General features: G+C 49.4%; 13 protein-coding genes, 1 pseudogene and 2 CRISPR repeat arrays. All 14 genes and pseudogenes read left to right on the top strand.

Annotated features, from left to right (window positions below):
* Positions 1-259: 259 nt before the first annotated feature.
* The 14 genes and pseudogenes from tnpA (E3E29_RS01860) to cas1 all read left to right on the top strand — a co-directional run bounded on the left by tnpA (E3E29_RS01860) (position 260) and on the right by cas1 (position 17,007).
* On the top strand, positions 260-694 hold the full coding sequence (gene tnpA / locus E3E29_RS01860; protein WP_167909245.1) for an IS200/IS605 family transposase: 435 nt from the start codon (positions 260-262) through the stop codon (positions 692-694).
* Positions 682-1,977, top strand: a pseudogene (locus E3E29_RS01855) (RNA-guided endonuclease InsQ/TnpB family protein); the annotation flags it as partial. The gene tnpA (E3E29_RS01860) and the pseudogene E3E29_RS01855, both read left to right, overlap by 13 nt.
* A gap of 161 nt (positions 1,978-2,138) precedes the next feature.
* Positions 2,139-2,677: a CRISPR direct-repeat array (repeat unit 28 nt; unit sequence GTTTCAGAATCGCCAAAGACTTGGAAAA).
* A gap of 236 nt (positions 2,678-2,913) precedes the next feature.
* Positions 2,914-4,308, top strand: coding sequence for a type III-B CRISPR module RAMP protein Cmr1 (gene cmr1, locus E3E29_RS01850; RefSeq protein WP_167909244.1), 1,395 nt, complete (start codon positions 2,914-2,916; stop codon positions 4,306-4,308).
* The gene (gene cas10 / locus E3E29_RS01845; protein ID WP_167909243.1) at positions 4,308-7,301 is read left to right on the top strand and encodes a type III-B CRISPR-associated protein Cas10/Cmr2; all 2,994 of its coding nucleotides are present in this window, start codon (positions 4,308-4,310) and stop codon (positions 7,299-7,301) included. Before cmr1 ends, cas10 begins: the two co-directional genes overlap by 1 nt.
* Positions 7,298-8,329 carry a type III-B CRISPR module-associated protein Cmr3 gene (gene cmr3, locus E3E29_RS01840; protein ID WP_167909242.1) on the top strand — a complete coding sequence of 344 codons (1,032 nt, stop codon included), beginning with the start codon at positions 7,298-7,300 and terminating at the stop codon, positions 8,327-8,329. Before cas10 ends, cmr3 begins: the two co-directional genes overlap by 4 nt.
* A gap of 6 nt (positions 8,330-8,335) precedes the next feature.
* Positions 8,336-9,343: a hypothetical protein gene (locus E3E29_RS01835; protein ID WP_167909241.1), complete on the top strand. Its 1,008-nt coding sequence runs from the start codon at positions 8,336-8,338 to the stop codon at positions 9,341-9,343.
* Positions 9,333-9,626 carry a CRISPR-associated ring nuclease Crn3/Csx3 gene (crn3, locus tag E3E29_RS01830; RefSeq protein WP_342764646.1) on the top strand — a complete coding sequence of 98 codons (294 nt, stop codon included), beginning with the start codon at positions 9,333-9,335 and terminating at the stop codon, positions 9,624-9,626. Before E3E29_RS01835 ends, crn3 begins: the two co-directional genes overlap by 11 nt.
* The gene (cmr4, locus tag E3E29_RS01825) at positions 9,627-10,499 is read left to right on the top strand and encodes a type III-B CRISPR module RAMP protein Cmr4 (RefSeq protein ID WP_167909239.1); all 873 of its coding nucleotides are present in this window, start codon (positions 9,627-9,629) and stop codon (positions 10,497-10,499) included.
* A gap of 4 nt (positions 10,500-10,503) precedes the next feature.
* The gene (gene cmr5 / locus E3E29_RS01820) at positions 10,504-10,941 is read left to right on the top strand and encodes a type III-B CRISPR module-associated protein Cmr5 (protein ID WP_167909238.1); all 438 of its coding nucleotides are present in this window, start codon (positions 10,504-10,506) and stop codon (positions 10,939-10,941) included.
* A 142-nt stretch (positions 10,942-11,083) separates the two neighbouring features.
* Complete coding sequence (gene cmr6 / locus E3E29_RS01815) at positions 11,084-12,043, top strand: type III-B CRISPR module RAMP protein Cmr6 (protein WP_167909237.1); 960 nt, start codon at positions 11,084-11,086, stop codon at positions 12,041-12,043.
* 78 nt (positions 12,044-12,121) lie between these two features.
* Positions 12,122-12,391, top strand: coding sequence for a CRISPR-associated endonuclease Cas2 (gene cas2 / locus E3E29_RS01810; RefSeq protein ID WP_167909236.1), 270 nt, complete (start codon positions 12,122-12,124; stop codon positions 12,389-12,391).
* Between the two features lie 671 nt (positions 12,392-13,062).
* A CRISPR array of direct repeats spans positions 13,063-13,440; the repeat unit is 29 nt; unit sequence GTTTCCGAGCTACCCTCGGTCTGGAAAAT.
* A gap of 525 nt (positions 13,441-13,965) precedes the next feature.
* A complete protein-coding gene (gene tnpA, locus E3E29_RS01805; protein ID WP_167909235.1) occupies positions 13,966-14,376 on the top strand; it encodes an IS200/IS605 family transposase in 411 nt (136 codons plus the stop codon).
* Positions 14,377-14,426: 50 nt separating this feature from the next.
* Positions 14,427-15,584: a transposase gene (locus E3E29_RS01800; RefSeq protein ID WP_240922727.1), complete on the top strand. Its 1,158-nt coding sequence runs from the start codon at positions 14,427-14,429 to the stop codon at positions 15,582-15,584.
* A 469-nt stretch (positions 15,585-16,053) separates the two neighbouring features.
* Complete coding sequence (gene cas1 / locus E3E29_RS01795; RefSeq protein ID WP_167909233.1) at positions 16,054-17,007, top strand: CRISPR-associated endonuclease Cas1; 954 nt, start codon at positions 16,054-16,056, stop codon at positions 17,005-17,007.
* The last annotated feature ends 718 nt before the right edge of the window (positions 17,008-17,725 follow it).

The raw sequence follows: 17,725 nt of genomic DNA, 5'->3' as shown, positions 1-17,725 counted from the left end.
CCACCGGGGCTTTTGACAGGCCCCGCCGGCGGAACGGGGCACTTTCAGGGGAGATACGTGGAGCGATTCTCGATTAGACCGGCCGGTTTTAATCTTTCAGCCTTTGCTCCGCCCTGATCCAGGGGCACCCGTTTTTCCTTTCTTCTCCTGAAAGCCTCGCCCTTTAGGGCGGGGATGCAGTAATCGAAAATTCAGCCTGAGGACAGGAAAGCGAAAAGCATTTAAGCAATAAAGCATACCATACATTAAGGGGTTCACAATGCAGAGTGAATCACTGAAAATCAAAAGAACAAGGCACGCAAGACACTTTTTAACTTATCACTTCGTATGGATACCAAAATACAGGAGAGACATTCTCATCGGGAAAGTTGCTGAAAGGCTTAAAGAAATGCTCAAGGAATACGCTGAGGAAATCGGGTGCGAGGTTATTGCCCTCGAAGTGATGCCCGACCACGTTCACGTCTTCCTCCAAGCCAAGCCAGACTTATCTCCAGCGAAAATAGTGAACCACTTGAAGGGCAAGACTGCGAGAAAACTCCTCCAAGAGTTTCCAGAATTGAGGAGCAAGACAACACGCGGAAGACTCTGGTCTCGCTCCTACTTCGTCGCTTCCGTCGGCTACATAACTGACGAAATAGTCAAACACTACATTGAAACCCAATGGGAGCGTGAGTTAAAACGAAAAGGAGCGTAACCGTTAAACTCCAACCCTCAAAAGCCCAAGAGAAAACCCTCAAAGAGTTAGTTCTCATCAGCTTCAGAGTCTGGAATAGAGCAAACTACCTTCGCAGACAAGAATTCTTTGAGGGGAAGCCAATAGACTTCAACAAAACAGAGAAAATAGTTTATGAAGAGTTCAAATCCGAGATAGGCTCGGCAACAGTCCAACAAATTTGTAGGAAGAACGCCGAAGCTTGGAGAAGCTTCTTCTCACTCCTTAGGAGCAAGAGAAACGGAGAACTACCAGACTGGTTCAAGCCAAAACCGCCAAACTACATCAAAGAAGGAGGCTTAATAATCCTCAGGAACGACCAATACAAGATTGAGGGAAACAAACTACTCCTCAAGGGTCTTGGAAAGTTCAAGAGACTGGAAGTCCAGTTCAAAGGGAGAATTCACCTTAAAGGCAAGCAAGGACGGTTAGAGATAACTTATGACCCCGTAAGGCGGAAATGGTATGCTCACATCAGCATAAGCGTTGAGAAGAAACTTCAGGGTGGAGAATGGGTAGAAGTTCCAAGAGAGCCTTTGGGGAACTTTTCCGCAGGAATAGACCTCGGAGTGAACAACCTAATGGCTGTCTATGTGGAAAACGGGGAAAGTTTCTTAGTGAATGGGAGACCACTTAAGAGCATTGATTTTTACTGGAGGAAGAGGATTGCCGAGTATCAGTCTTTAATCAATAAATCAGGAGCTAAAAAGAGTAAGAAACTCTCCAGAATGCACCAGAAGGCTAAGCTTCAAGCCAAACACTACATTAACACGGCTGTAAGACAAACCGTCGAGAGGCTCTATCACCTCGGCGTTTCCAGAATTGTAGTGGGCTATCCAAAGGGCATCAGTAGGAACTCCGACAAGGGCAGGAAGCAGAATTATCTCCTCTCCCACGTTTGGCGGTTCAACACGGTAATAAAACGCCTGAAAGAGGTTGCAGAAGAGTATGGTATTCAAGTTCTGGTGGTTAATGAGGCTTTCACTTCGAAGGCTTGTCCCGTTTGCGGGAAGCCTCACAAGGGGGCTCGTTTTGTTCGTGGATTATTTAAGTGTCCCGAAACGGGGCTTATCTTCAACGCTGACCTTGTTGGAGCTTTCAATATCCTGAAGAAGGTGGTGAAAACCATAACCCCGAACTTGGGCGGTTTGTATGCCCAAGGGAGGGGTAACTGGGGGAAGACCCTCCCGGAGGGGTCGAAGACCCAACTGAAGTTCGGGCTTAATGAGACCCCTCAAACCTCTCCGTCAATGGCGAGGGGTTAACTCGTTGGAACCCTCGCCGTTCACGGCGGGGAGGAGGTCAGCATCACGGTTGGTACCAGAACGGGGGTCACGCGCCCAGTTTTTCCGGCGGGCAGGGAATCAAAAGCTTATAAGGAATGAGCTCGTTACTTTATCTGCCCAACGGGGCAAAAAAGTTAACCGTTTCAGAATCGCCAAAGACTTGGAAAATTCGTTGAAGATATCGGCGAACTCGAAAGAAATACCGTGCTCCGTGTTTCAGAATCGCCAAAGACTTGGAAAATTGCGTTGATGTAGTTCAGTAAGTACTGCTCCACAACAACCTTTGGTTTCAGAATCGCCAAAGACTTGGAAAATTCATCTCATCCACCTTGCTTATCCTTTTCTCTTCATTCCCCGTTTCAGAATCGCCAAAGACTTGGAAAACCTGAAACCTCGCGTAGGAGTTTTATGAATATTCCGGCGGAGGGGAAGTTTCAGAATCGCCAAAGACTTGGAAAACTTTCTTCGTAGCGCGGGTCTGATTCAAGCGCCCGCACTACTGTTGTGTTTCAGAATCGCCAAAGACTTGGAAAACCTCTTCATCGACGATGGATGGTATGTCTATGGTCTCGATGTAGTTTCAGAATCGCCAAAGACTTGGAAAACACCCTCTACGTGCGCGGGTAATGCGAGCGGGTTGATTTTTCTCGCGTTTCAGAATCGCCAAAGACTTGGGAAACTGAAAAAGTCAAGTGGCTGTTTCTGTTTGGGCTTTAATTCTGATGGGGAATTTTGTTCTGGAAACCTCCTAGAGTTTATGTCTAATTTTTTGGCTTATGTTCCGACTCTGGCTGCACCATAAGCATAAAGATAGATACGAAAAGCTTTTATAATTTGGCTTCCCTCATTTGACACTGGTGAGCATAACCATGCATCATAGAACTCCACCGGTCTGTTCTCACGGGAGGGATACGGATGTATGAGGCCATCTTTGAGCTTGAAGCCATAACGCCCCTCTTCATGCGCGGTGCCGACCAGAGAAAAGCCGAGTTCCGCTCGGCCAGTGTTAAGGGAGTGATGCGCTGGTGGTTCCGGGCTCTGGCCGGGAACTACTTTGGAAACAACATCAAGGCACTTAGGGAAGCGGAGGGAAAGGTTTTCGGCTCCGCAGGTAGTGGTGAGGCTAAGAAGAGCAGGGTCTTTGTTCGGGCTGAGGTTAAAGATAAGAGGGAGGGGAGTGTATTTCAACATGCCGCCAGCTGGAGAGACGAAAAAGCTATAGTCTGGTCGGAATACGTTGATTACCTGTTCTTCTCGGCGTTGGACAAACGAAAAAATAGAAACACTGGAGGAGTTGATGTAAAAAGCCGCTTTAGGTACTATGACACAGGGTCAAAGTTTGAAGTTGTACTGTCTTCTCATGATAGGGACGCTTTTCTCCTGGCAGAAGCGGCTTTGTGGATGGCAATAAACCTGGGAGGCTTTGGTTTCAGGGCAAGACGTGGGGCTGGGAGTTTGAGGGTAACAAAGACCAAGGGGGATTTTAATCTCAAGTTCAACAACTTTGGTTCCCTGAGGGAGTTCGCACAAGAGGTATCCACTGTTGTCTCTCAGTTCAATGAAGCCATTGGCAATTTAGGAGTCTCCCCCGGAAAAAATAAAAGAGATAGGGCAGATTATCCGCTGTATCCAGTGTTTGAGCAAGAAAATTCGTTGATATTCACCAGGGAGGAATGGGCAGGAATTCGCTATCATTCCGATAGAAAAGAAAAGTGGGTAAGCGCCCTCGACAACTTTGGCCGCTGGTTTCTGGATATAAAACGGGGAAGGAAGTTCTCTGGTGGGTTCAGGTTCAGATGTGCTGACTATGCTCTGTCCCACACATTTGAGAGGCTTACTGATAACAAGGTTATTAATGAGGTCTCTGACCAGAGAACTTACAAATCCCGGTCTCCAAGAGAAAAACGGTACTACCTTGGACTGCCGATAAGGTACGCAAACTACAGTACAACGGTATCCGGATGGTTGGGGAGCGTACCCACAGACAACAAAGATATTGAGGGGGCATTAAGATCAAAGAAAAACACGGTGGAGAGAAGAGCCTCAGGATACTGGTTGAGCCTCGTTGACATCGGGGGAATACTTTATCCGATGGTCACAGTGTTTGCCTCCCAGTTCTACCCTGATTATAGTGGCGTCTTTTATTTCGATAAACAAGACAAATGGAATAGGATATACGCCAAAGGTCTGGTAACTATTACCGGAGAAAACAATTCCTCAGCATACCGCTTCTACAAAAAGTGGATTGAAAACATAGCTCAGGGTATAGATGGAAAATTCGTAGTTCTATGGCCAAGGAGGGAATTCTGATGCCTGAGAAACTCTGGGAATCGTACGCAAATGCCCTTATCGAAGTTGCTCCCTCAAAGATACTTGGCAACTTACTCAGAGTCAACGAACTCCCACCAGCATGGAGGCGGCTCTCAAGCTATCCCCTTCCTGCTAACCGGGGATTCAACAACGTGGACTTCGTGGACTTCCGGTTCATTCTTAAACATCCGATAAGTGCGGAAGAGAAGCCCCTTGAAAACCTCACACGGTTCTGGAACACCACCGATAGGGAGACCAAGGAGAGGTTCCTGAAAGCACTTGAAGGGGCCGAAAGAAAGGTAGCGGAGGAACTTAGAAGTGCAAATTCAATGGAAAAGTTTGCAAAGTTGTGGGACAATCTGGTAAAGAGGCTCCAGCAAGAATACGAAAATGCTCTGTATGAAAACAATTTTAATCCCACCATCGCTGAGGAGCTCGTTCATCTCCCCGCCGACCCCCTCGTGCCCGACCACGACTGGCTCAGCAGACTCGATATCTACGCCTCCCTTAAATCTGGAGAATTTAAGCTCCTTCGCTTCAAGCTCTCCCCCATCCAGGGGTTTATAGGGAACGCGAGGACGGAGCGCGACCTCTGGGCCGGGAGCCACATGCTCAGCCTGCTCACATATCTAGCTATCTCGGTGATCTGGAGAAAGTTCGGGCCGAACGCGATAATCTTCCCACACTTGAGGGGTCAGCCATTCTTCGAGCATGAACTTGGTACTCTCAATTACGAGAAAAGGCTCCTCATCGGGAACATGCCCAACAAGGTTCTCGTTATGGTCCCAGGGGATACCGATGTTAAGAAGCTTGAGGAGGAGATTGAAAACGAGATAAGGGGCTTCCTTGAGAGGCTTGCAAAAGCGGCGTGGGAGTTCTACGAGGTTACGGAACATCTAAAGGTCAAAAGGAAAAACGAAGAGCAATCTCAACCAGAGAAAAAAGAAAAGTTTGAAGACTATAAGGATTCAGTGAGGGGATATTTCTCGATAACCGTGGAGAGCATCCCCGTAACGTCCCTGAACCTCAACGAAATCATCAGCGATGTGCTCAGGAAATACCTAGGGGCAATTCCAGATGGCACCGAGAGCCCCATCCACTCATACTCTGAGCTCTTCCTCCTCCTTGACCAGGCCACGGACTTCAAGTCGAGGGACTACGTCCGCCCAGGGGAAGATGGGGGATTCAAGTGCATGCTCTGCGGTGAGCACCTGGCGATCGGTGGAAACTCTCCATACCCAGATGTCAGGGAGAAGTGGGCGAACTTCGTGGAATATCTTCACAACAATGGAATCTACGACGTCAAGAAGGGAGAGAGGCTCTGTCTCCTCTGCCTGGCAAAGAGGTTTTACCACAGGTTCTACGCCCTGTGGAAGGAGGATTACTGGATTGTTCACAAGAGTGGTGAGGAAATTGGAAAGCTAGTCAAGGATCACTTTGAGGGGAAGTACCTTGACAGGATGTCTTTCAGATCCGTTAGCGAAGTTGCGATAGCCAAGCCAACGGAAAAGGCCATAGAGCTCAAGGAAACCAATAAACTCTACATCACAGATCCAGATGGAAAATCCCGTCCAGTTAGCTGGGCAGATGTCTACGACGAGGTACTGGCGGAGCTTGGTATTGAAGGGGGGAAACGGCATAGTTTCGGTGGCGTAAAATCCCCTGATATCAGGGCTCTAATTGACAAGCTTGCAACTGCTCTCCTTATACCCTTTGGAAGGTTGGCGCCCAACAGCGAGGTCTTCTACATAGAGAACCTGAGAGATTTGAAGTCCCTTGCTAAGGCATATGGTACCGATGAGAATGACTCCCGCCTTAGAGGGGTAAGCGTTGACGCCATTCGGTCTTTAGTTGAGGAGCTTTCAAAGATTATCGGCGAACCTCCTAAATACTATGCCATCCTCAAGATGGACGGGGACAACATGGGTAAGGTAATAAGCGGGACGGAGGCCGTGAAGACACTTGAGGAATACGCCCACAGTTCGGTATCCAATGCGGTTCCCAGGATAAACCGCCCTGTAACACCAACGGTTCACATAGGCATAACCCGCTCCCTCAGCAACTTCGCCGTCAACGCCGTTCCTTTATTGAGTGATTCTCACGGAGCCGAGTTGCTTTACGCAGGTGGAGATGACGTGTTCGCCCTCGTGCCGGCAAACGAGGCCGTTTCCCTTGTCTTCGAACTTCAGAAAACCTTCAGGGAAGACTGGGAGGAGTTTGAACCATTGCAGGGCAAGACGAGGAGCATGAGTGCTGGTCTCCTTTTCCTCTATTACAAGGAGCCCCTCTATTCGGCGGTGAGGCGGGTCAACGAGATGGAGCACCTCGCGAAGGAGAGCGGAAGAAACGCTCTCGCCGTGGGCTACCTCAAGCACAGCGGTTCATACTACAGGGTTTCCCTCAACTGGGGAGTCTTTGGAAAGCCACTTCAGAACCTTCTGGAAGAGCTCGGTAATGAAGAAGGTGGACTCAGCAACAGGATAATCTATGAGATAGCGGAGGGCATTGAAGTCTGGCCCAACGAGCCAAAGGCCATAATCAACCTCCTCAAATACGAAATGGGGAGGCACTCGAACTATGAAAAAGACGAGAAATCCCAACAACGGGTTTTCAAGAGGCTCGCTGAATTCCTATGGGTCGCGAGGAACGTGAGGGTAAAACTCTCCAAGGAAGACCTTGAGAGGAGTGGATTCAGGGGAGATAAAACGCTTAGAGATCTCGTAAATAGGTTCAATGAGCTCATACAAAGCGTCGTGGTTGACGATCCAGAGAGGGAAGGGGTCAGTGATGAATACCAAGAGGTCGAGAACGGTCTCAATGAGTTATTCAAGGGGCGTGAAAGCTCCCTTTGGATTTTCAAATTGGAGGAGAAACTTACAGCGGCGGCTCCCAGCGGTAAAGCCCCTGGGATAGCAGGCATCGTCCTGAGAAAACAGCTCCGCGGGGCGGCGCATCTTTTGAAAATCCTCAAGGAGATGGGGGTGGGCCTATGATCAAGATGACGATAACCCCCTATGATGTCCTGTTCTTCAGGGAGAGCAGGGACTTTTCGGCCGGGGAAAACCATGTCGCCGAGAGCATTGAGCCGATGCCCCACACGATAGCGGGGGCCATAATGGGATTCCTCTACCATACAGAAGAGAGGAGAAAGCTGATTGATCTCAAAAACAAAAAGCCCAACTTTTCAATTCAGGGAGCATTCTTCAGCCTGAACGATGAGCCTCTCTTCAGAATCCCGATGGACGTGGTTGAAGCCGAGGAGAAGCTGGCGTTTTTGGAACCCCACAAAACGCCCTCTGACAACCCTGACAACTGGGCAGTCATGGCCGTTCGGGAGGGAAAGAGGACTCTCCACTTCTCCCCGGCGAATGGATTCATTGACTACGGAACCTTGAAAGACTACCTCGGTGGCACTTTAAGTCCAGGGGTTATGGAGGAGGATATCATAGAGCCGGAGAAGGTTTATAAGAATGAAGTCAGGGTCGGTATAGGACTTAACAGCGCTAAAACCACAGAGGAGGGCCTCCTTTACAGAATAACTACCCTACGATTCAAAGAGAACGCTGGAATTGTTGTCTATGTATCTAAAAATGAAGAAGAACTTCAAAAAGTCCTTGGAAGTTCTGGGATACTGAAGCTTGGAGGGGAAAGCAGGTTCGCGGAATTTAAGATCCATCCCTCCGAAACCGAAGAATTTCCATTGAATAGCGAGCCCATAGAACTAGGTAAAACGTTCAAGCTCTACTTTGCAACACCATTGATTATCAACGGGAACAGTGTAACTGAGTTCTTCGAAAAAGAAATTGAAGGAGCTAAAGTCCTCAAGATCTTCACTGACAGGCCCATCCCAGTTACCGGATGGGATATGGAGGAGAAGAAGCCAAAGCCGATCAGATGGGCCCTCCCAGCTGGAACCGTCGTGTGGATGAGAGCGGAAGGGAACGTAACTGTCGCTCCAAAAATAGGGGAAATGAAGGAGTTTGGTTACGGCCTTGTTTTTGTTGGAAAATTCAGGGGGTGATAACAGATGGGGGTTTACCACATTTCGGGTCTTGGAAAAAGCCCGGGGGCACTCACAATGCCCCTCTCGATCGTCTATATCTTGCAAGCAGGTGCACAGCTTGGGATTAAGGAAGCCCAGGATTTCTTTGCAGGCTCCGGGGAGAGTGAGAGAAAGGGAAGCTATGAAAAAACACGTGGAATGCCAGAGTACGTGATAGTTTTTGACTCTCCTGAGGTTATAGATGGTAAGGTTATAGATGATAAGTTTAAGCTCTTGTACAAATCGAACTGGTTTGATATGAAGAGCAAGAACAGGCCAGAGCCCATCAAAGAGCCCATAGTTCGCTACATCAACAAGCTCATCGGCTACCTTGAAGACAGGTTTTCGGTTGATCTGAGACCGCCCAAGAAGCTGTACCTTGTAAGGACGGACTATCAGAGCTTTGAAGATGCGTTCTACAAGATGGGAGTGACATTGGAGGGATTGAGGAGGAAGGAAGTCTGGTTGAACCTAATCGGCGGCTCCAACCAGATGAACCTTGCTCTCCTGCTTGCCGGAGCGTACACGATGGTTCCAAGCAGATACTATTACGTGTTTCAAAGCAACGCCAAGATGATGGAACCCTCCTGGATCGAGAAGCCCTCCACCGAGTATGAGCTTAGGAAGGTGGTTAGAGATCTTATTCTAAGGTGGTACGACCTTCCGCCCTTGGATCTGGGGTTTGGGACTATCCTGCGGGAACTCGCCACGCTGTTTATTAAAGGGAACAGAGAACGCATATCGAAAAATGAGCTTATTGACATTTTTAAAAAGAAAAATCGCGGATACGATGAAACCTTTATACCCAAACTTTTGGGGACTCGCTACCTAGTAAGCGTCGAGGACAATATGTTCCAGAAGGGGGAAATGTTGGACAGGATTCTGGAGATGTTCTCAAGGATTGCCGGAACTAAGGTCAAGAACTCCTCTGCTTGGAAAAAGTGGGCTGATGAAAAAGGAATCCTTGAGGAGGCTGATTTCGGTGAAGTTTGAGACGAGGGAAGCCGAAAAGTACACGATCGTCAGCCTTGAAACTGGGGGAGTAATAGAGCCCTCCATCCTGAAGGAGCTCAAACCTCCCAAAGTTAATGCTAAAAAAGGCATCATCCTCACAGGAAGAGGGCCGATATGGCTCTACGGCTTTCTCGTTCATTTTTACCACCCAACGGCCTGGGTGGCCACTTATGACCCCAGGCTGGGGGGAGCGGTTGTGGTTGAATCTCACGTCCCGGGTGTTGAACCGGGTGATGTGATACCCATTAAGGAGGTGGGGTAGATGTACGGGAAGAAACTCGTTTTGGGAATCTACACGATGACTCCGCTCCACGCGGGGAGCGGTTCGGAGGTCAGCGTGATAGACCTGCCAATCCAAAGGGAGCGGCACACGGGATTCCCCGTAATATGGGGACAGAGTCTCAAAGGCGCACTACGGAGTGCGTTCAGGGAGCTCAAAGAAGACGGGGAGCTTGAATCGGTTATATTTGGGCCGGATCCAAACGCGAATACGGCCCCCGGGCACGCAGGAGCGGTGGCAGTGGGGGACGCCAAGGTGCTCCTGTTCCCTGTTAGGAGCGCCAAGGGGGTCTTTGCTTACATTACCTCGCCGCTGGTGCTTGGGAGGTTCAAAAGGGACATGGAACTGACTGGCAGGGAGTTTAAGGCATCCATTCCCACATTGGAAGCAGGGAAGGCAGTGGTTCATAATAACTCCTCCCTTCTAATAGGAAAGAACGTAGTCCTGGAGGAGATTTCCTTAACAACCGACGATCCAAGGGATCTTTCAGGACTCGCCAACGTCATCTCTCAGGTCGTCCCGATAGAGAAGGACGAGCTTCTCAAGAGACTTGCCATAGTCCCCGACGACGTGTTCTCGGCCTTTGTGAAGCTCTCGACCGAGGTGGTCGCAAGGGTGGCAATTGACACCAATACAGGCACGGTGAAGAAGGGTGGCCTCTGGTACGAGGAGTTCCTCCCGAGAGACACGGTGATGTATTCCGTGGTGGCCGTGGCAAAGCCGAGGAAGAAGGAATCAAACGTGACCGTGGAGGAAGTAGAGGAGGCCCTTGTTAAAGCCTTCAACGGCAAATTCCTCCAGCTCGGTGGCGACGAGACGGTGGGCAAAGGCTTCGTTAAGATAACACTGGGGTGATAGCATGGATCTGCGAAGCATCGAGCAGGAGAGGGCAAAGTTTGCCTACGAGAAAGTCTCAGATGTTAAGAGGGAGGACACCAAGACCCAGGGACGCTACAGATCCTACGTGAAGAGTGCCCCCGTCATGATACTGACAAACGGCCTCGGGCAGACACTTGCTTTCTACCTCTCGAAACTCGATAAGAACGAGGCCGTTGACCACAGCTCTCTCGATCCCAAGAATGAACAGGAGGGCGACAAGAGGGCCTACGCCTACCTTTACAGGCATCTGGGTGAGTGGCTCGCCATGAAGGTCACCGGCGGTGAAGACCCCCTGAGGTTCTACATGAACGCATCTGGAACTCAGGCAATCGTGCTAACGGATGAGGCAATAGCCCTTCTCAGCTGGCTCAAGAGGTTCGCCGACGCGATGCTGGCAGAGGACAAGAACGGTGATTGATATGTACGGATCCCGGAAAAATTATCGGGGCCGTCCTCCCGACCGCAACAGGAGGGATAGGGGGCATCCACCAAGAAAAAACAATCGGAGAGCGAGAGATAAAGACGAAAAACGGATCAAATACGTCGTCCCAGGGAAAACGTTGAACCTCCTACACGACCCACTGAGGGGAGTTGACAACCTCTCCCTCAAGCTGGAGAAATATGCCCCCTTTGAGGTGGACAAAAACGGCTCCAAAAAGCCCTCTATCAAGGCTCTCCAGAACATTCCTGAAGCCCTGCGGATGACCAAGGAGGCACGTGAGCTGTATAGGAAGTTTTTCGAAGAGCATAAGAAAATGCTCGACTCGCTCAAGGCAAAGAAGTTGGATATTGATATGAAAAACACCTCAAGGCTCGTCGTCGGCCTCGGAGACGAGAGCGTTTACGAGGTGAGTATCAGGCTGATGCGAAACTACGGCGTTCCATACATCCCTGGCTCGGCCCTGAAAGGGGTTGCGAGGGCCTACGTCATCGAGATGCTGGCTGAAATTCTAACAGAACATTCAAACCTGTGCAACGACTTCTTTGAGTGCGCTGGAAATGTTCAGGGATGGCTTAACGGTGGAGCAGTGGATAACTTCCCCGAAAGGGTCAGGGTAGAAAGTAGGTCAAAACAGCTTGAGGAGTTCCTCGGGATCTTCCTTAGAGAACCAATCCCAGAAGAAATTCCTGTGAGAAAAATTGCACAAACCGCAGTCACAATGTTCGGGACGACAGAAAAAGAGGGTTCTGTGGTCTTCTTCGATGCACTCCCCTATCCTGAACCCCTCGAATCCTCCAACGGTGAAGTTTTGGAGTTCGACATAATGAACCCCCACTACGGGCCCTACTACCAGGGGGAGGGAAACGCGAACCCGCCCGGGGACTGGTACGACCCCGTGCCCGTGCCCTTCATCACCGTGAAGGAAGGAGTAAAGTTCCTCTTCGCCGTTGGCAGGTCAAAGACGTGCAAAGATCAAGAGCTCGTCAATAAAGCGGAAAAGCTTCTCAAACTGGCCCTGAAGGAACACGGCGCCGGGGCAAAGACGAGCCTCGGCTACGGGAAGTTCGGGGAAGTATAGAAAAACCGTAACGGGAGTCTTAAGGAAGTGCAATAAAAGCGAGCCTTCTGGTTTTCTACCTCTTTCTTGGTGGTCGGTATGGCGAGCTACTACATAGTCGTCTACGACATCAACGAGAAGCGCGTTGCCAGGATCCACAAGATACTCCGCGGGTACCTCCAGTGGAGGCAGAGGAGCGTCTTTGAGGGCTGGTTGAGCGATTCGGAACTGGCGGAGCTGATGAGGAAGCTGAGCTCGGTCATCAACGAGGAAGAGGACTCGGTACTCTTCTACAGGCTGCCCAGCGATAAGGTAATTAAAAGCTTCCACATCGAGAAACCCCCCGATAAATTTGACAACATTATATAACTCCTTTCCATCTTATTTCCAGGGTTAAAAGGCCGCATTGCCATCATAACCCACCCACAAACCTGAAAAACACTGGAGAAGCCATATCCAACTACCCCCAGATGGAAGTTAAGGGAAGGAACGAAGCCAGTTCTATTGCCTTTTTCAGGCACGATAGCTGAGATAGGTGGGGCGATCTCCAATGAAATCTTTCCTTTTTGAGTTTTAGGGCCTCCACGCGCCTTTCCATTTTACAATGTTGAGAAGTTAAAATTCGTACTTCGAAAATCAAAGTCCGGGGAAACTGACTTTCCAACCAAAATCGGTTAGAATAACACCGTTTTTTGTAAAAAGGCGAGAATCCAACTATTTCTATTTCGCCTCCGATCGGGGGCCTCTCCCGGCTTCTTTGGGCTAACGGGGCGTTTTCAAAGAATATACGTGGAACAATTTCCGAGGAAAAAGGCCAATTCTTGGTTAAGAGCGTTAAAAATCCTCCATTGGATCCAAGGACGATTTCCGGAAGGCGGTTCCAAAGAAGAAGGGTCACCCAATCCCAGATGGCGTTTTTACTATGGAAGTTAATACGAAAAAAGCCCTCCTGTGCCCTATTTTCCACGCCGTCAGAGAACCGAAATACTTATAAGGAATGAGTTCGTCACTTTACCTGCCCAGCGGGGCAAAAAAGTTAACCGTTTCCGAGCTACCCTCGGTCTGGAAAATTGCCTCCCATGTACGAGGTGTCCTTGGTTTGGCAAACCCCGTTTCCGAGCTACCCTCGGTCTGGAAAATTTCACAACCTTCTTCGCGAGGGTGCTTTTTCCGGCGCCAGTTTCCGAGCTACCCTCGGTCTGGAAAATAGCTCTATGGCGAGCACGGGGATTTCCTTGACGCTACCGGTTTCCGAGCTACCCTCGGTCTGGAAAATTGGCGAGCACGGGGATTTCCTTGGTGGTTCCCTGATCTTCGTTTCCGAGCTACCCTCGGTCTGGAAAATGTAAGCTGTGGGAGAGATCGGGCTTGAGGAGCTCCTCCAGTTCCGTTTCCGAGCTACCCTCGGTCTAGAAAACATGGACACCACATACTCAAGTGTATCACTTAAATGGGAGAATGGTTTCAGAACTGCCAAAGCAAGGCGTGAAGAAAGAGTATTCCGCGTTTCCGGGGGCTTTTCCTCGTATCCCCTTTTCTATGTGAACAATTTGTTTTACATTTTCTAAAGTTCCTGGGCCCCTCTGCCCGTCCCGGTGGGGCCTGCCGGGAAAGAGGTCGGCAGCTTCAGGTCTTCTGAAGGGATCCGTGCTGCGGGTGTTCTGCCTTCACCCCCCACCTGAAAAGGGAAGTGCAAAAAGGGTTCGTTCGGGGGGTAGGGCTCCGACGAAGAGGAACCTTTGAACTATAGGCGGTAATGAAAGATTCAGTGGAAAAACTGCACAACAAAACAGGGCCCCAAAGTTCATTCTCCGTCATAATGTTGGTGCACGTTGATGTCCCGAATTTTAACCTATTCTGGCGGGAAGTCCCCTTCCGAAAGGGAGGGGATGAAAGCCCTAAACCCTTAGATACTTTCATAGTTGTACAAATTTTGGATAACTATGAAATACAAAATTGACAAAGGAGCACACTCAGTCTATTCGCTCTACTACCACCTCATTTTAGTCGTAAAATACCGCAGAAAAGTTTTTACAGATGATAGGATAATAGACTTTCTCAAACAGAAAATCCACGAAATATCAGAAACCCACGAGGTAGAAGTTCTCGCCATCGAGACAGACCAAGACCACGTTCACATCCTCTTCAAGGCAAAACCCACCCTCAACATACCAAAATACATCAACGCCCTAAAGACAATCACGTCACGGGAAATACGCAGGAACTTCCCGGAAGTGAAAGAAAAACTCTGGAGAAACGCCTTCTGGTCGCCCTCATACTTCCTCGCAACCTCTGGACAGGTGACCCTCGACGTTCTCAAAGCTTACGTTGAGAGCCAAGGTGAGAAGAGTTGATGCGTTCCTACCGCTTCAGAATTTATCCCTCAAAAGCACAGCAGGAAAAGATGCTCCAACATATGGAAGTCTGTCGCTGGCTCTACAACGAGTTATTGAGGACAATACGGGAAAACCCTTCGCTAAGGAGAACCGACACCCAAAGGCTAATCGTTGAATTAAAGAAGGAAAATCCCGAACTCAAGGAAGTTTACTCCAAAGTCCTCCAAATGGTGAACCACCAGCTCTGGAACAACCTAACCGTCCTGAAGGCTCTAAAAAAGAACGGACATAAAGTTGGGGGGCTTAGATACAAGACCTCACCGAATAGCTGGAAGTCGCTGAACTACAACCAAAGCGGTTTCAAGCTTGACGAGGAGAAGAAGAGACTGCACCTCTCCAAAATTGGAGAAGTCCCCATAAAGCTCCATAGGAGAATTAAGGGCACTGTTAATGGTGTAATCATAAAGCGGACGAAGACTGGGAAGTGGTATGCTACTTTTCAGGTCGAGGAAGAACCAGAACCGCTACCCAAAACAGGTAGAGCAGTCGGGATTGATTTGGGAGTAGCCAATTTCGTCGTTGATAGCGACGGTAACGCTTTTGAGAACCCGCTGTTCCTTGAGAAATCCCTTGAAAAAATTAAGAAAATACAGAGAAGGCTCTCAAGGAAGCAAAAGGGCTCAAAGAACTGGGAAAAAGAGAGGGTGAAGCTGGCCAAAGCATATGAGAAGCTGGCCAATCAGAGGAGGGACTTCCTGCACAAGCTCGCCCTCTACTACGTCCGGAATTATGATGTCATTGTCGTGGAGAAACTAAAAGCGAAGAATATGGTTGAGAACGGTCATAAAAACCTCAACCGCCATCTGCTCGATTCTTCTCTCGGTGCTTTCATTAGGATACTCTCCGACAAGGCTGAGAGAGCTGGTCGGAGGGTTGTTTTCGTTGAGCCAGCCTACACTTCGAGGACTTGCTCCCGTTGTGGATTTGTAGTGGAGAAATTGCCTCTTTCGGAGAGGATTTTTCGCTGTCCGAAGTGTGGGCTGGTGATGGATAGGGATTTGAACGCTTCCCTCAACATATTGAGAAAAGGTTTGGATGAAGGGTTGGGACGACCCGGATTGCCTGTGGAGGGAAGACCTCTACCCCGTGTCGTGTCTTATGAGGCTGTTGTCACGGGGCAAGTCTTCCTTATGAAGCAGGAAGCCCCGCCCGAAAGGACGGGGTAGTTCACGCAGGCAGGAATGATAAACCTGCAACAAAATTATGCACAGCAACAAAAAAATACGGGCAAAACTACGTGAACACGCGTGAGTTTCTCACGCGTATTATAGTTGCACCCCAACATTTCATGTTTTTCTACTTTTTTTCAAATTTAATTCGAAAAACTGTTTCACCTTCTCGCACACGTTAAACCAAAAATGTGCCACCCTTTTCTCACCTTGCAAAAACTGTGTACGCCACATGACGAGTGAACCCCCTTCTTCTCACACCACAGCTTCACATTCCCTAAAGCTACTGCATGCACTATTTTCGCCCGCCCAATCCCCTAACTTTACATTTCCTAAAGCTAATGTTATCAACGTGCACGACACCTCAAACTCCCCCCAGCTCCAAGGTATGGGGCTTTCGGGAGAAAAAGGCAATCCCCACCAAAATGCTTTTACCCTTGTGGTTGTACTATTGGGGGTGTCCCCCATGAAGTACCCGCTCTTCATCACCCAGCATGGGAAGCTTGAGAGGGAGGAAAACGCGCTCTTCTTCGTCGGCGAGCTCGTGAAGAGGGCCATACCCCTCGCCCAGGTCGAGGAGATACACTGCCTTTCCAGGGTCTCGCTCACGAGCGGGGCCATTGACCTGCTGAGCGACAAGGGTATTCCGGTTCACTTCTACACGGTTAAAGGCGACTACAAGGGCTCCTTCATCAACGACGCCTCCCCGCGCGGAAAGCTCCACCTGGCCCAGGCTGAGCACCACCTCGACCCGGAAAAGAGGCTCCACATCGCGAGGGAGATAGTTAAGGGAATCCAGAACACGATGGCCTTCACGCTCTCCCGCTGGGGGGTCAATCCGGTCAAGCTGAACTCGGTTAAGGTCGATGGTGAAACCGTCGATGAAGTCATGGGGAAGGAGGCGGAACTCTGGACCCACTACTACCGCTACTTCGGGGAAGCCATTGGCGTTGAAGATTTTAAAAGGACAAGAAGGCCGCCCGGAGATGACGTGAACGCCCTCATAAGCTACACTAATGCAGTTGTCTATGGTCTGGCGTTCTCCTCAGCAGTTAAAGCCGGCCTCGACCCGTCGATAGGCTACCTCCACTCTGCCAGCGACAGGAGGCACTCCCTGCCCCTCGATTTGGCCGACGTTTTCAAGCCCCTCTACGTCTTCTCCACGATCAGAGAAGCCCTCCAAAACGGTATTTTCTCAAAGTCTGACTTCGTGAAGAAGGGAAAAGCCGTCTACCTCTCACGGGAGGGCAAGAGAAAGCTACTCTCGGCCCTAACCGACACCCTGAGGAGGACCGTCTATTACAAGCCCTGGAAGAGGAGCATGACGTACCGCTTCATGATGGATTATGAGGCGAGAAAGCTGAAGAGGCACCTCCTCGGAAGGTCCACGTACAGGGCCTTCAAACCCTGGTGGAAGTGACGCAAAAGCCACCATACAAAGGCTACCACCCGTTAAGCGTATCTTTTTGCTTTTTTCTTGCTCAAACGATTGGAACACCACCGCACTCGCCTTTTCTTCCGGTTGTATTAACCTGATTAACGAGAAAACCGAAATCCAACTACATTGGAAGACGCCCCTATGGGGGGAACGTTCGGCCTCCTTTAGTTGTTATCGGGCGTATCAAAGGAGATAGATGGAGGGATATGCTATGCCATACCCCTGATAACAAAAATAACTGGCGAGAGGACTTTTCAATTTTACAATTTTTAAACGTAATTAGTTGAACTTTGGAAATTAAAGTCGGCTGTTTTCTCTTTTTCAAAGGGAAAAGGACTCTACAAGGCTTTAAATTTCAAAAAGGCCAAAATCCAACTATTTCCTGAGGGCGTTAATTCGGGGCATTCTAACGGTTCCTCCGACAGAACAGGGGACGTTCCCGGAAGATACGTGGAGTGATTTCCGGGTACTGTCCTTCTTCAGCGCGACAAAACGGGGATCTGCCCTGCAGTTACCGTCCATCGTTCTGGCTTCCCCTACCGAGCCCTAAAAGCCCTGAGGTTCCCCAAGTTAAGGGGTTACTATGGCCGATGATTCCATAGAAGAGCCCCGTGACCATAACTTTCCGACCGTCAAAGGAGCGAAAAGCTTATAAGAAGTTCTTACAATAACGTATATGTCCAAAGGGACAAAAAAGTGA

The sequence above is a fragment of the Thermococcus sp. Bubb.Bath genome (assembly GCF_012027595.1).
Classification (GTDB): domain Archaea; phylum Methanobacteriota_B; class Thermococci; order Thermococcales; family Thermococcaceae; genus Thermococcus.
The sequence above is the reverse complement of the archived record's forward strand: the minus strand, read 5'-3'. Positions and strand labels throughout refer to the sequence as shown.

Coding starts and splice junctions, on each gene's coding strand:
- tnpA (WP_167909245.1), top strand. CDS start 260: ATGCAGAGTGAATCACTGAAAATCAAAAGAACAAGGCACGCAAGACAC.
- cmr1 (WP_167909244.1), top strand. CDS start 2,914: ATGTATGAGGCCATCTTTGAGCTTGAAGCCATAACGCCCCTCTTCATG.
- cas10 (WP_167909243.1), top strand. CDS start 4,308: ATGCCTGAGAAACTCTGGGAATCGTACGCAAATGCCCTTATCGAAGTT.
- cmr3 (WP_167909242.1), top strand. CDS start 7,298: ATGATCAAGATGACGATAACCCCCTATGATGTCCTGTTCTTCAGGGAG.
- E3E29_RS01835 (WP_167909241.1), top strand. CDS start 8,336: ATGGGGGTTTACCACATTTCGGGTCTTGGAAAAAGCCCGGGGGCACTC.
- cmr4 (WP_167909239.1), top strand. CDS start 9,627: ATGTACGGGAAGAAACTCGTTTTGGGAATCTACACGATGACTCCGCTC.
- cmr5 (WP_167909238.1), top strand. CDS start 10,504: ATGGATCTGCGAAGCATCGAGCAGGAGAGGGCAAAGTTTGCCTACGAG.
- cas2 (WP_167909236.1), top strand. CDS start 12,122: ATGGCGAGCTACTACATAGTCGTCTACGACATCAACGAGAAGCGCGTT.
- tnpA (WP_167909235.1), top strand. CDS start 13,966: ATGAAATACAAAATTGACAAAGGAGCACACTCAGTCTATTCGCTCTAC.
- E3E29_RS01800 (WP_240922727.1), top strand. CDS start 14,427: ATGCTCCAACATATGGAAGTCTGTCGCTGGCTCTACAACGAGTTATTG.
- cas1 (WP_167909233.1), top strand. CDS start 16,054: ATGAAGTACCCGCTCTTCATCACCCAGCATGGGAAGCTTGAGAGGGAG.